The organism is Streptomyces sp. TLI_185 (genome assembly GCF_003814765.1).
Classification (GTDB): Bacteria; Actinomycetota; Actinomycetes; order Streptomycetales; family Streptomycetaceae; genus Streptomyces.
Genome location: NZ_RKRB01000001.1, coordinates 2,697,187 through 2,710,867 on the forward strand (window position 1 = coordinate 2,697,187; position 13,681 = coordinate 2,710,867).

At 68.0% G+C, this 13,681-nt stretch carries 10 protein-coding genes and 1 pseudogene; 5 read left to right on the top strand and 6 right to left on the bottom strand.

The features are described from left to right. Nucleotides 1-62 precede the first annotated feature (62 nt). Nucleotides 63-1,511 carry a penicillin-binding protein 2 gene (locus EDD92_RS12220; RefSeq protein WP_123964321.1) on the top strand — a complete coding sequence of 483 codons (1,449 nt, stop codon included), beginning with the start codon at nt 63-65 and terminating at the stop codon, nt 1,509-1,511. 110 nt (nt 1,512-1,621) lie between these two features. Here the strand turns inward: EDD92_RS12220 and EDD92_RS12225 are convergent, their stop codons facing one another. Continuing rightward, on the bottom strand, nt 1,622-3,073 hold the full coding sequence (locus EDD92_RS12225) for an NCS2 family permease (RefSeq protein WP_123964322.1): 1,452 nt from the start codon (nt 3,071-3,073) through the stop codon (nt 1,622-1,624). Between the two features lie 230 nt (nt 3,074-3,303). Between EDD92_RS12225 and EDD92_RS12230 the strand changes: the two genes are divergently transcribed. The 3 genes from EDD92_RS12230 to EDD92_RS12240 all read left to right on the top strand — a co-directional run bounded on the left by EDD92_RS12230 (nt 3,304) and on the right by EDD92_RS12240 (nt 6,528). Beyond that, nucleotides 3,304-3,870, top strand: coding sequence for a SigE family RNA polymerase sigma factor (locus tag EDD92_RS12230; protein WP_123970365.1), 567 nt, complete (start codon nt 3,304-3,306; stop codon nt 3,868-3,870). Further along, nucleotides 3,867-4,706 carry a hypothetical protein gene (locus EDD92_RS12235; RefSeq protein ID WP_123964323.1) on the top strand — a complete coding sequence of 280 codons (840 nt, stop codon included), beginning with the start codon at nt 3,867-3,869 and terminating at the stop codon, nt 4,704-4,706. The genes EDD92_RS12230 and EDD92_RS12235 overlap by 4 nt, the downstream gene beginning before the upstream one ends. A gap of 139 nt (nt 4,707-4,845) precedes the next feature. Then, entirely contained in the window at nt 4,846-6,528 is a 1,683-nt protein-coding gene (locus EDD92_RS12240) for a rhamnogalacturonan lyase B N-terminal domain-containing protein (RefSeq protein WP_123964324.1), read from the top strand. A gap of 185 nt (nt 6,529-6,713) precedes the next feature. On the opposite strand, the gene EDD92_RS12245 is transcribed toward EDD92_RS12240, so the two are convergent. Next, nucleotides 6,714-7,868, bottom strand: coding sequence for a right-handed parallel beta-helix repeat-containing protein (locus EDD92_RS12245; RefSeq protein ID WP_123964325.1), 1,155 nt, complete (start codon nt 7,866-7,868; stop codon nt 6,714-6,716). A 240-nt stretch (nt 7,869-8,108) separates the two neighbouring features. Here EDD92_RS12245 and EDD92_RS12250 point away from each other — a divergent pair. After that, nucleotides 8,109-9,164, top strand: a pseudogene (locus tag EDD92_RS12250) (glycoside hydrolase family 43 protein); the annotation flags it as partial. Between the two features lie 69 nt (nt 9,165-9,233). Here EDD92_RS12250 and EDD92_RS12255 read toward each other — a convergent pair. The 4 genes from EDD92_RS12255 to EDD92_RS12275 form a co-directional block, all read right to left on the bottom strand. Beyond that, a complete protein-coding gene (locus EDD92_RS12255) occupies nt 9,234-10,031 on the bottom strand; it encodes an HAD family acid phosphatase (RefSeq protein WP_123964326.1) in 798 nt (265 codons plus the stop codon). 119 nt (nt 10,032-10,150) lie between these two features. Then, entirely contained in the window at nt 10,151-11,263 is a 1,113-nt protein-coding gene (locus tag EDD92_RS12260) for a right-handed parallel beta-helix repeat-containing protein (RefSeq protein ID WP_123964327.1), read from the bottom strand. 77 nt (nt 11,264-11,340) lie between these two features. Next, nucleotides 11,341-12,495: a dienelactone hydrolase family protein gene (locus EDD92_RS12265; RefSeq protein ID WP_123964328.1), complete on the bottom strand. Its 1,155-nt coding sequence runs from the start codon at nt 12,493-12,495 to the stop codon at nt 11,341-11,343. Nucleotides 12,496-12,654: 159 nt separating this feature from the next. Next, nucleotides 12,655-13,680 carry a pectinesterase family protein gene (locus EDD92_RS12275; RefSeq protein WP_123964330.1) on the bottom strand — a complete coding sequence of 342 codons (1,026 nt, stop codon included), beginning with the start codon at nt 13,678-13,680 and terminating at the stop codon, nt 12,655-12,657. Nucleotide 13,681: the final 1 nt, after the last annotated feature.

Consider the following 13,681-nt stretch of genomic DNA (forward strand, 5'->3'; position numbering starts at 1 on the left):
TCCGATGAGAAAAGCGGACGCACGGGAACGATTCACTGCCTCCTGATCGTCCTCCGAGTGGGATGAACAAGACGATCAGGCGGGCCTCCGTCTTCACACTGCTGCTCGTGCTCGCTCTGCTGGCCAGGGCGACCTGGGTGCAGTTCTACGACGGCAAGGCCCTCGCGGACGACAAGGACAACCGGCGCAACGCGATCGAGACGTACGCGGAGCCGCTCGGGAACATCATCGTGGGCGGCGATTCGATCACCGGTTCCGCGGCGACGAAGCACAGCGACCTCAAGTACAAGCGCACGTACAAGGACGGCAAGCTGTACGCGGCGGTGACGGGCTACGCCTCGCAGGCCTACGCGCCGACCCAGCTGGAGGGCATCTACCAGGACCTCCTGGACGGGACGGACAGCCGCCTCAAGACCGTGATGGACACGATCACCGGCAAGCGGGCCGACCCGGGCACCGTGGTCACGACCATCGACCCGGACGTGCAGAAGGCGGCGTACGACGCGCTCGGCGACAACAAGGGCGCTGCCGTCGCGATCGACCCGAAGACCGGCAGGATCCTGGCGGTCGTGTCGACGCCGTCGTACGACCCGTCGTCGCTGACGGACGCCAACACCGCGGGCACGGCCTGGAAGCAGCTCAACGCGGACTCCGACAAGCCGCTGACCAACCGCGCGCTGCGCCAGCCGCTGCCGCCGGGTTCGACGTTCAAACTGGTCGTCGCGGCCGCGGCGTTGGAGGACGGGCTGTACTCGAGCGTGGACGAGAAGACCGACGGCCCCGACCCGTACACCCTGCCCGGCACCACCCGCGACCTGTCCAACGAGAACCCGAACGCGCCCTGTGAGAACGCCACGATCCGCACCGCGCTGCAGTACTCCTGCAACAACGTCTTCGCGAAGATGGCCGTCAACCTCGGCCAGGACAAGGTGAAGGCGATGGCCGAGAAGTTCGGCTTCAACGACACGAAGCAGGACGTTCCGGTGCGGGCCTACACCAGCGTCTACCCGTCCGACATGGACAAGTCCTCCACGGCGCTGACCGGCATCGGCCAGTACGACGTCACCGCGACCCCGCTCCAGATGGCCATGGTGTCCGCCGCCCTGGCCAACGGCGGCAAGCTGGTCTCGCCGCACATGGTCTCGCAGATCACCGACAGCGGCGGTGACGTGCTGAAGAACTACGACGACAGCACGAGCACCAAGGAGATCGTCAGCTCCTCGACCGCCGAACAACTGCAGTCGGCGATGCAGACGGTGGTGCAGAAGGGCACCGGCACGAACGCCCAGATATCGGGCGCCACCGTGGGCGGCAAGACCGGTACGGCCCAGCACGGCGAGAACAACAGCAAGACGCCGTACGCCTGGTTCACGTCCTACGCGAAGGAGGGCGGCAAGGAGGTCGCCGTGGCGGTCGTGGTCGAGCAGTCGAACGCAGCCCGCTCGGAGGTCAGCGGCAACGGCCTGGCCGCCCCGGTGGCCAAGGCGGTCATGCAAGCGGCGCTGAAGTAACGCCCCTCAGGGGAGCGTCCCCAAGGGGCGCGGGGCTGTATCGATATGCGGCTACCGCCGCGTGTGCGCGACCAGCCACAGCAAACCCGCAGCCGATCGCGCAGCGTCCCTCACTTCACCCCGAGAATCTGCTCAACCGGGTCAATGGCGAAGTACACCAGGAACAGCGCAGACACACCCCACAGCAGCCAGTGCACCTCCTTGGCCTTGCCAAGAACTGCCTTGATGAGGACGTAGGCGACGAAGCCCGCCCCGATGCCATCGGTGATCGAGTACGTGAACGGCATCGCAGCGATGGTCAGAAACGCCGGAATCGCGATCTCGTACTTGTCCCAGTCGATGTGCTTGACATGGGTCATCATCAGGAACCCGACCGCGATCAGCGCAGGCGCAGCCGCCTGCAGCGGCACGATCGTCAGCAGCGGCGTCAGGAACAGCGCGAGCCCGAACAACCCACCGGTGATCAGGTTCGCAAAGCCAGTGCGCGCCCCCTCACCGACACCCGCCGCCGACTCGATGTACGCGGTGTTGGAGGAGGCGGACCCCAGACCGCCGGCCACGGCCGCCGCGCCGTCGATGAACAGCACCCGGCCGATGCCCGGTACCTGCCCCTGCTCGTCGAGCAGCCCGGCCTCCGCGCTGATGCCGACGATGGTGCCCATGGCATCGAAGAAGTCCGACAGGATGAGGGTGAACACCAGCAGGACGGCGGTGAGGACGCCCGCCTTCGCGAAGCCGCCGAACAGGCTGAAGTGACCGATGAGGCCGAAGTCGGGCGTGGAGACGATCTTGTCGGGCACATGCGGGGTGGTCAGCCCCCAGCTCTTGATGTCCGCCACCGCGTCGATGACGATCGCGACGATCGTCATCGTCACGATGCTGATCAGGATCGCGCCCTTCACCTTGCGCGCGAGCAGCGCGATGGTGAGCAGCACGCCGAGACAGAAGACGAGGACCGGCCAGCCCGTCAGCCGGCCCACGGCTCCCAACTGCACGGGCACGGTGGTCTGCGCCGCGTCCGGGATACGGCTGACGAAGCCGGCGTCGACGAAGCCGATGAAGGCGATGAACAGACCGATGCCGACGCCGATCGCCTGCTTGAGCTGCTGCGGAATGGCGTTCATGATCGCCTCGCGCAGTCCGGTGAGGACCAGGACGCAGATCAGGATGCCCTCTAGGACGACGAGGCCCATCGCGTCGGACCAGCTCATCAGCGGGGCGAGCTGGAAGGCGACGACGGCGTTGAGGCCGAGGCCGGCGGCGATGGCGAGCGGGAGGTTGCCGCCGACGCCCATGATGATCGTCATCACACAGGCCACCAGAGCGGTGGCGGTGACGAGTTGGCCGGTGTCGAGGCTGTGGCCGAACTTGTCCTTCGCACTGCCGAGGATGATGGGATTCAGGACAAGAATGTAGGCCATCGTGAAGAACGTGGCGAAGCCGCCGCGTATCTCCCGGCCGAAGGTGGATCCCCGCTCGGAGATCCTGAAGAACCGGTCGACGCCGTTCGCCCCTGGTGGTGCGGCACTTTGCCGGTCGGCCGTCTTCCTGGTGTCGGACATGGCGGGTGCTCCTAGGTGCCTGATTGATCAGTGTGCGGATGCTGGCTGGATTGTTCCCGCGATGAACCCGTTTCAGGTTTTCTCCGTGTTACGGAATCGGTCGGCCCGCCAGACTGCGTTCGAAGCCCCGTACGAACCGAGTGTTCATCACTGCTACGCTTCCGGATCTCATCCGGGCCTCCTCCGGATGATCACATGTCATCTACATGCCACGCACAGAGAGGTCGCCCGTGGGCACGGTCGTCGACGATGCAGCCTCCGTGGAGTTTCATGCCTTCTTCGAGCGGCACTACGCCGAACTGTCCCGGCTCGCCCATCTGTTGACCGGTGAGGCGGACGCCGCCGACGATCTGGCCGCCGACGCGTTGCTCGCTCTGTGGCACCGCTGGGACCGGGTGCGCGCCGCGGACCATCCGGCCGCCTACGCCCGCGGAGTCGTCGCCAACCTCGCCCGCACCCGGATCCGCAGCGCCGTACGCGAGCGCCGGCGGATCTCGCTGTTCTGGTCGCAGCGCGAGGAGAAAACCGAGAATCCCGATATAGCGGGCATTGTCGACGTCCAGGAGGCTCTGCGCAGACTGCCGTTCAGGAAACGGGCGTGTGTGGTGCTCCGGCACGCGTTCGACCTGTCGGAGAAGGACACCGCTCTCGCTCTGGGTGTTTCCGTGGGTACGGTTAAGTCCCAGACGTCCAAGGGGATGGCCGAGCTGCAGAAGATCCTCGGCTCCCAGGGCGTACCGCAGAAGGTGCACGCGGCGATGGCGCGCGGCGGCGAGACCGGAGGAACGGACCGATGAGGCAGCAGGACGTGCACGGCGAGCTGCGCGCCCGGCTGCACGAGACGGCCGAGGCGCACGAGCCGGACCGGGCCAGGATCCTGGCGCGGATCGAGCGGGGCATGAGCGAGCACGGCCGCCCCGACCACCGGGCGACTCGTCCGCCGGTGTGGGGCTGGGCCCGCGTGGTGAGTGCGACGGCCGCGGTCGCGGGCATGCTCGCGGTCGGCGGTTACGCGGTGGCGTCCGCGGTGAAGGACGACACTCCCCCGCAGCAGCAGACGGTCTCGGTCTCCCCGACGCCCACGCCGTCGCCCGATGCGACGAGCCGGGCGCCCGTCCCCCCGGTGGACCGGACGCCGAGCACCGCGCCGCAGCCCCACAACCCGAGCAACGCCCCCGCCGACAAGCCCTCCGCCTCCGTGCTGACGCCCGCCGCCGGCGCCCAGGACGGACCGCTGTGGTCGGACGCCTCGGTGGACCCGCACAGCAACGACTTCTGGGCGCAGAGCGACATCACGCTCAAGACGAGCGAACAACTCACCGCCCTGACAGTGCAGTTGAAGGTCGCGCAGACCGGTGGGGTCAGTAACACGGGTGCCTGGCGCTCGCTGCCGGAGCAGGACTTCGACCTCACGGTCGGCGAGCAGAACGGCTTCCTCGTCTACACCTGGACGCTCAAGGCGGGCCGTACGGTCCCCAAGGGCGAGTGGGTGTTCGCCGGGCAGTACAACCACCAGCGCGGCGGCCGGGACGCGAAGGACGACACCTACGCGATCACGGCCACCGCGAAGGGCACACAGCGTGCGGTGGGCGGCGCCTTCGCGGCCCTCACGAACGACGCGGGCGACTCGTAGAAGGGCTTGCGCAGAAATCTCGCGCAAAAAATCTTGAAGAGGGCGGCAACCCGTTCCTCGGCGGCGGCAACCAGGAAGCAGAAGACTTCCTCTTCACCTGCAGCTGAGTGAACATTCAAGTACGACGGGATTTCGCCCCTTGAGCACGCACAAGAGACACCTCACCCGCCGCCGGGTGCTCGGGGCCTCCGCGCTCGGCGTCGGCGCCGCCGGCGCCGCCGTGGCGGGAGGCGCCGGCCTGCTGTCGTCCGCGTCCGCCGCGGCCTTCGGCTACAAGGACGACGGCAGGAGCTACGTCGTCGACACCGGGGCCTCCCTCGTCTTCAAGGTCTCCAAGACGACCGGCGACCTCACGTCCCTCGTCTACAAGGGCAAGGAGTACGAGGGCTACGGCGGCAAGCACTCGCACGTCGAGTCGGGGCTCGGGGCATCCGACGTCACCATCAGGCAGTCGGGTCCGACGATCCTGATCAAGGTCGTGCACGGTGCGATCACCCAGTGGTACGCGGCCCGCAGCGGCCAGAACAACGTCTACCTGTGGACGGACAAGAAGGACGCCTCCTTCACCGCGACCCGCTACATCGTCCGTCTCAAGCCGGGGATGTTCCCCAACACGGGCTCGGACGCCTGGAACTCGACCACGGACAAGATCATCGAGGCCGGTGACGTCTGGCGGCATCCGGACGGCACGACCCACTCCAAGCACTACTCGGGCAAGCGCACCATCGACTACGACCACGTCGGCTTCACCACCGGCTCGGTCGGCCTCTGGATGGTCCGCTCCAACCACGAGAAGGCCTCCGGCGGCCCCTTCTACCGCTCGCTTCTGCGGCACTCGAACGACGGCGGCGCGGGCCTGTACGAGATCCTGCACTACAACGAGGCCCAGACGGAGGCGGAGCGTTTCGGCCTCCAGGGCCCCTACGTCATCGCGCTCACCGACGGCGGCGCCCCCTCCGCCTCGCTCTTCCACGCGAACCTGGACACCTCATGGGTGGACGGGCTCGGCATCACCGGCTGGGTCGGCAGGGCGGGCCGCGGCAAGGTGGCGGGCGTCGGCCTGAAGGGCATGGACGCCAAGTACCCCTACACCGTGGGCTTCGCGGGCGCGGACGCGCAGTACTGGGCGAAGGCCGCGGCCGGCACCGGCGCCTTCTCCTGCAAGGGGATGCTCCCGGGGACGTACACCCTGACCGTCTACAAGGGCGAACTCGCCGTGCACACCGAGTCGGTGAAGGTGACGGCGGGCGGTACGACGTCCCTGCACACCCTGAGCATCACCGGTGACCCGTCCGCCGCCTCCGCCGTCTGGCGGCTCGGCGACTGGGACGGCACGCCCGGCGAGTTCAAGAACGCCAAGCTGATGACGTACGCGCATCCCTCCGACGGCCGCGCGGCCAAGTGGACCGGCAACGTCACCATCGGCAGCGGCGGCGAGGCCGCGTCCTTCCCGGCGTACATGTGGAAGGACGTCAACGACGGCATCCTGGTCTACTTCAAGCTGACCAAGGCACAGGCCGGGGCCGCGCACACGCTGCGGGTCGGGGTGACGGACGCGTTCGCCGGCGGGCGACCGCGGGTGACCGTGAACGACTGGGTTTCGGCCATTCCCACAGCACCCACACAGCCCTCGACTCGTTCCCTCACCACGGGTTCGTACCGTGGAAACAACCACGCCTTCACTTTCAACGTCCCTACCAGTGCGTGGAAGACGGACACCTCCCAGTACAACGTGCTGAAGATCAACATCGTGAGCGGTTCGGGCGGCACGGCCTATCTCAGCGCCGGCACGTCGTTCGACTGCCTGGACCTGCTGACCTGAGCCCCCCTCGGTCAGCAGAAGAAGCGCCCCCGCCGGTGACGACCGACGGGGGCGCTTTGCGCCCCGAAAGGGGCGCGGGGCTGTATCGATATGCGGCTCCGCCGCGATGGCGCTCCCCCCGCTCGAGCGAAGTCGAGAGTGGGGGAGCGACCAGCCACAGCCGACCGGCAGCCCGAGAACCGCGTTCAGTTCATGGTGGATCCGACACTCGTGGACCCGGTAGTCAAAAACGCCGTCACCGGCAAAGCCCCGTTCGCCTGCCGCGAGGCATACGCAGTGGACGCATCCGTCGACTTGAACGCCGGCGTACCCACCCCGCCGTCCCAGTTGTTCGCAGCGGAGACGGTCTTCGAACCGAGCTTGTCCAACCCGCCCTTGTCACTCACCGCGAGGTTCCGCGCAAGCCGGGCCTTGCCTGTGGCGAAGTAGAACCCCGCCTCGGTGTTGGCGTAGGCGGTGTTGCGGTTCAGCACGATCGCCCCGGTGTTGGAGTTCTCGGTGAATCCGTTGAGCGTGTTGTCCCAGGCCGCGTTGTTGTTGACGACGTGCCCGACGGCGACGCCCCCGCCGCCCAGTTTGAACCCGTTGCCGTTGCCCTCGAAGGCGGAGTCGTTCCAGCGGTTCCTGCCGTTGCCGTACGACCAGGAGTGCTCGATGGTGACCGGCGAGGAGAACTGCCACAGGTCGAGCCCGTCGTCGGAATTGTTGTACAGGCGGGCGCCGGTGACCTTGTTGCCCGTGCCCGAGCCGAACTTGATGGCGATGCCGTCCGCGTTCTGGCCGTGCCCGGCGGGATCGTAGTTGCCGTAACTGTCCAGGTTCTGTACGAGGTTGTCGACCGTGTTGTCGCCCCTCAGCGTGAACCCGGAGTCGCCGTTGTCCGCCGTGACCAGGTTCTTGAAGACGCCGCCGGTGGACGAGGTGACGACGAAGCCCTGGGCCGGGGAGTGCTGGAAGGTGAGGTTCTGGACGGTCCAGTAGCTGCCGTAGATCCCGGTGAGCCAGGACCCGGCGGGCAGCTTGGAGCCGTCGATCCTCACCTTTTCGCTGCCGTACGCCCGCAGCGTGATGCGGTTCGAAGCGGTGCCGCCGGCCGTGGACTTGAGGGTGGCCGTCGGATAGTACGTGCCGCCGCGGACCTGGATGACGGTGCCCGCGGCGGCGCTCTTCACGGCCGACTCCAGCTGGGCCGTGGAGGACACGGTGACCGTCGTCGTGGCGGCCTCGGCGCCGCCGCCCGAGAGGCCGAGGTAGACGCCGCCGGCCCCGGCGGAGAGGGCCACCGCCGCGGCGATCGAGAGCGTGCGTGTCCTGCGGTGGCGTCCGGTGCTGAGTCGCACTGGGCGTTCCTTTCCTAGGGAGTGGGAGCGAAACGGGGCCGGAGGGGCCCCTCCCCGGCCGGTTTCTGAAAGCCAGTCGCCGCCGTGGCCGGAAGAGGTTGCCGCTCCCCGTCGAAAAGAAGCGAAACTTTCGCTGACTTCCGCCCCCCACTCACCTGTTGACGTGCTGTTTCCCGCTGGTGAAACTCCGAAGGCGCCGCAACCCCCAACAGAAACCCCCACACTCCGACAGGACTGCCCATGCGCCCCAGAGCCGTGCTCGTCGCCTGCCTCGCTCTCCTCCTCGGCCTGTTCACCGCACCGCCCAGCACCGCGCACTCAGGAGCCCCACCCGTGAAGCACCCCAAGTACGCCGGGTATCTCTTCGCCTACTTCACCGGCGAGGGCACCGCGGACGGCGAGCAGATCCGCTACGCCCTCAGCCGCGGCAACGACCCGCTGCACTGGCGCGAGCTGAACCAGGGCAAGCCGGTCCTGACGTCGACGATCGGCGAGAAGGGCCTGCGCGACCCGTTCGTGATGCGCTCCCCCAAGGGCGACAGGTTCTATCTGATCGCCACCGACCTGCGGATGTACCAGAACAGCAGCGGCAGTTGGGACTACGTCCAGCGGCACGGCAGCAAGTCGATCATGATCTGGGACTCCACCGACCTGGTCCACTGGACCAACCAGCGCCTGGTCGAGGTGGCCCCCGACAACGCGGGCAACACCTGGGCCCCGGAGGCGTACTGGGACGACGCGCTGCATGAGTACGTCGTCTTCTGGGCGTCGAAGCTGTACGCCGATGACGACCCGGACCACACGGGATCGACGTACAACAAGATGCTGTACGCGACGACGAAGGACTTCCGCACCTTCAGCAAGCCGAAGGTCTGGGACGACCCGGGCTACTCGGTGATCGACTCGACGGTCGTGAAGTACAAGGACACCTACTACCGCTACACCAAGGACGAGCGCGACCCGTCGTCCAGCTCGCCGTGCTCGAAGTTCATCACCGGCGAGAAGTCGAAGACCCTCACCTCGACCAAGTACGACTTCGTCTCCGACTGCATCGGCAGCGGCTCGATCGACCGCGGCGAGGGGCCCACGGTCTTCAAGTCCAACACCGAGAAGAAGTGGTACCTCTTCATCGACGAGTACGGCGAGCGCGGCTACGTCCCCTTCGAGACCACCGACCTGGACTCCGGCAGGTGGACGATGTCCACGAACTACCAGCTGCCCGCCAGCCCGAGGCACGGCACGGTGATGCCGGTGACGCAGGCCGAGTACGACCGGCTGCTGGCCGCGTATCCCGCTGCCTAGACAACGGGATCGTCCCCCGCCCCGTGGAGGGGGCGGGGGACGATTCTGTCGGACCGGTGCCGCCTAGCTGACGAAGTACGTCGGGTTCGGGATCTTGTACGTGCGGTCGGCGTAGCCGCCGTCCAGGTCCGAGTACTGGTCGCCGAAGTTGGCGACGATCTCGTACCCGAGGTCGTCCTCGATGTGCTTGCGGGTGCCGGACTTGTACTGCACGGTCGTGCAGGTCCAGGTGCCCGGCGTGGCGCAGGCGCTCAGGTAGGCCGGAGGGTTGGCCTTGTCCTTGAGGAACATGTGGTCGGCGTCGAGATTCACGTCGGCGCCGATCTTCTTCAGGTTCGCGACGGCGGCGGTGCGCTGCGCCTCACTCAGACCGGAGTTGTAGAAGACCTCGACGCCCTTCTTCTCCGCGTACTGGACCAGCTCGGCGCTGCCGAACACGCCCGGGCGGTCGGCCTTGTTCACGTAGTCGGCCCAGGTGGTCGGGTTGTACGTGTAGTTGTAGCGCTTCTCGTAGTCGAGGCTGAGCAGCAGCGTGTCGTCGATGTCGAAGACGACCGCGGGCTTCTCGCCCCGGTGGTGCGCCTTGCGGGCGGCCTGGTTTATGTACTTCCGGGCGGCCGAGTCGATCCGCGCCAGGTCCTTGGCGTACGGGCTGTCCGGGGACGCCTGGTACACGCCGCCCGCATCGGCCGTGGTGCCGTAGTAGGTGTCGATGTCCTTCACCAGGAGCCCGATGTTGTACGGCTCGTGGGTGGAGTTGGCCGTGGTCTGGCCGGCCGTGGCCGCACCGGCGCCGTACAGGGCGCCGCCGGCGAGGGCACACGCTGCGGCGATCGCCGCGATACGCAGTGGCTTATGCATGACAGGTTTCTACGCGCGTCACCCCGGCGGGCGCGAGACCCGTTGCCTGATCGATATCTCTTCGACGGGCAAAAAACGGGTCAAGCGCCCTGGACGGGACGGTTCCGGATCGGTATCGCTCAGTTCATCGTCGCCCCGATGGTCGTGCTCCCCGTCGTCAGGAACGTCGTCGCGGGCAGGGCGCCGCTGGAGCTGCGGGCGTTGTAGGTGCTGCTCGCGTCCGTCGACCTGAAGGCCGGTGTCGAGATCCCGGAGTCCCAGTTGTTGCCGGACGAGGTGACCGCGGAGCCCTTGGTGACCGAGCCGCTGCCGTTGCTGACCGCGAGGTTCTTGCCGAGCTTGGCGGAGCTGGTGGCGAAGTAGTAGCCCCACTTGCCGTTGGCGTAGGCGGTGGTGCGGTTGATGACGATCGAGCCGGTGTTGGAGTTCTCGGTGAAGCCGTTTCCTGCGTTGCCCCAGGCGGCGGAGTTGTTGACGACGTGGGCGACGACCTTGCCGTTGCCGCCCAGCTTGTAGCCGTTGCCGTTGCCCTCGAAGGCGGAGTCGCCCCAGCGGTTGACGCCGTTGCCGAAGGACCAGGAGTGCTCGATGGTGACCGGCGAGGAGAAGGACCACAGGTCGATGCCGTCATCCGAGTTGTTGTACAGGCGCGCTCCGGTGACCAGGTTGCCGGTGCCGGAGCCGAACTTGATGGCGACGCCGTCCGCGTTCTGGCCGTGGCCCGCGGCGTCGTAGTTGCCGTAACTGTCCAGGTTCTTCACGGTGTTGTTGACGGTGCCGTCGCCGGTGAGCGTGAAGCCGGAGTCGCCGCCGTTGATGGTCTTGATGTTGTTCCAGTTGGTGCCGGTGCAGGACTGGCAGACGACCGCGCTGTCCGGGGAGTTCTGGAAGGTGATGTCGGAGACGTTCCAGTAGTCCGCGGTCAGTTTGAAGATCCAGGAGCCGGAGGGCAGCGAGGAGCCGTCGATCTTGACCGTCTCCGAGCCGTACGCGGTGAGCGTGACCGGCGAGGAGGAGGTGCCGTTGGCCGTGGACTGCAGGGTGGCCGTGGGGTAGTAGGTGCCGCCGCGGACCTGGATCACGGTGCCGGCGGTGGCGTTCTTGATGGCGTTGGACAGGTCGGTCGAGTTGCTGACGACCACGGTGGCGGCCTGGGCCTGGGTGGGGAGTACGGCGAGACCGGCGCCCAGGGCGAGGGCCGCCAGGGCGGCGAGTGCGGTACGACGAGACATGGAGAGCGGTTCCTTTCTCGTGCGGGCTGTCGTGCGGGTTCTCGTGCGGGTGGGGGGATGGTGCACAGGACGGTGGTTCAGAGCACGGTGTCGAGCCAGCTGAAGACCTCGTCCTGCATGCGGTCGACGAAGACATGGCCCAGGTCGGACCAGGTCCTGAGGTGCAACCGCTCCTCGGCGTGGCGGGAGCGCCAGACGGCGCGCAGCTTCTCGTGAGCCATGCGGACGCCGTCGGCTGGGAAGAGCGGGTCGAGCCCGCCGTTGAAGAACAGCATCGGCCGGGGTGCGGCGATGCTCGCCACGTCGGGGATGTCGAGATACCGGGCGAGCCCGGGATGGAGCATGTAGTACGAGGACTGCCCGCGCAGCGTGTTGTTGCCGGGCACCATCATTTCCTTCAGGCCGGTCATCCAGCAGACGCAGGCCGCGGCGGCGATGTCGTCGGTCAGTGCGGCCGTCTGCCAGGCGCGGTAGGCGCCCATGGAGAACCCGACGGCCGCGACCCGCCGCGCGTCCACACGGTTGAGACAGGCCAGGAACCCGGCCGCCCGGGCGTCCTCGCGGGCCATGAGTCCGGCGAGGGAGGAGCCGAGGTTGTAGACGTTGGAGGCGAGGGCCTGCTGCTGGTCGTAGGCGACCGGACCGCGGTCGCCCCAGCCGAGCGCGTCCGAACACAGGACGACATGGCCGAGACGGGCCAGTTCGTCGCCGACGAAGCGGCCGCTGAAGTACTTGTCGGCCCAGGCCTGCGCCGAGGCGAGACGGGTGCCGTCGTACCAGGGCCGGACGAGTTTCTCCTTCCCGATGTCGAACCTGGCTCCGTGGTCGTGCAGGAGGAGTACGGCGGGGAAGGGGCCGGTGCCGTGCGGGGTGAGCAGCGCGGCGCGGACGCGGTCGTAGCGCGTGAGGGAGAGCGTGACCAACTCCCGTGTGAAACCGTCCCCTTGGCTGCTCTCACCGAACTCTGGCGCGTACGGTGTCCCGTCCTGCCGTGCGACGAGGAGGTGCTCCTCGACTTTGGCGCGGGCGGTGCGGCGCCAGGCCCGGAAGTCGCGGAGGGGGGAAGTCCCCCAGGCGAGGGGGAAGTCGAGCTCGTCCTTGAGGGCTTGGTGGAAGTCGGGAAGGTTGCCGTCGACGAGGTCGGTGGCCTCCGCGGCCTGCGGGGCTGCGCCGAAGAAGGCCGCGGCGGCGGCTCCCGTCGCGAAGGTGCGGCGGTTCAGCGGCTCAGGCATACGGCCTCCCGGCGCGCGGCCGCGCCCCGAAGGGGCGCGGGGCTGTATCGATATGCGGCTCCGCCGCGGGGCGCGATCGGCCACGACGGGCCGACAGACGATCGACAGCCCATTGCGGCCCCGTGGCCGAGCCGCACACCGGCACAGCCCGCGCAGCGCCTACGCACAGGGCCGCCAGTCGCCGAGGTATGCCTCCCGGGTGTGCAACCGCGCCTCGTCCCCGGTGAGTTGAGGGCGGTTCTCCGGAACCGTGACCACTGCTCCCGGGCCCGCGTTGCGGTACTCCCTGAACCGCATGGTCTGCCAGGGATAGGCGTCCCGCATGTTGACGTAGGGCGTGACCGGGTCGATGCCGGACCCGATCCGGGTGTCCCGGACGACGAGGGACGGCCAGGCTGTCGTCTCGTACGACGGCACCCAGGGCCGTGCCAGCTTGTACGCCCCGTCCTCGGCGCCGGAGGTGATGCGGGAGCGGACGGCGAGGATCCCGTGCGGGTTGGCGCGGGCGGTGGAGGGGGCGAAGACCATGCCCTTGGGCGTGAAGGTCACGTCCCGCTGCAGCGTGTGGAAGTGGCACGCCTCGAACACGGCGGTCGCCCGCCCGAAGACGAAGTCGACGTCGCCCTCGATGTAGCAGTGGCGGAAGTACTGCCGGTCGAAGGCGTCGAGTGCGGTCGTGTCGACGAAGAGGGTGTCCTGGTGGGCCAGGAGCCGGACGTTCTCGAAGCTCGACCGGTCACCCGTCACGTACGCGGCAACGGCCTGGGTGCCGGTGATGTCCGGGTGGTCGGCGCGCAGCCAGTCGTTGGCGAGGGTCAGGTCGCGGAGGGTCAGCCCGGGGGCCGCGGAGGTGAAGGTGGCGGAGCCCGGCGTCCCGTACGTCGTGCCGTCGGGCTTCTTCGTGCCGTTCGCGCGGTCGAAGACGATGACGGTGTCGCGGGGGTCGCAGGTGGCCCCGCGGATCGTCAACTCACCTTTGTCGACGGGGATGTTGACGACCTCGCGGTACGTTCCCGGGTGCACGACGATCGTCCGGCCGGGCCCGTCCACCGCGTCCACGGCCGCCTGGACGGAGTCGCCGGGGCGGACGTGCAGGACAGGACGGCGGGCGCTCGCGAAGGCGGGACCGGCTTCGACGGCGACCAGGCCTGCGGTGATGCCCGCCAGAAGAGTGCGCCGGCGCATG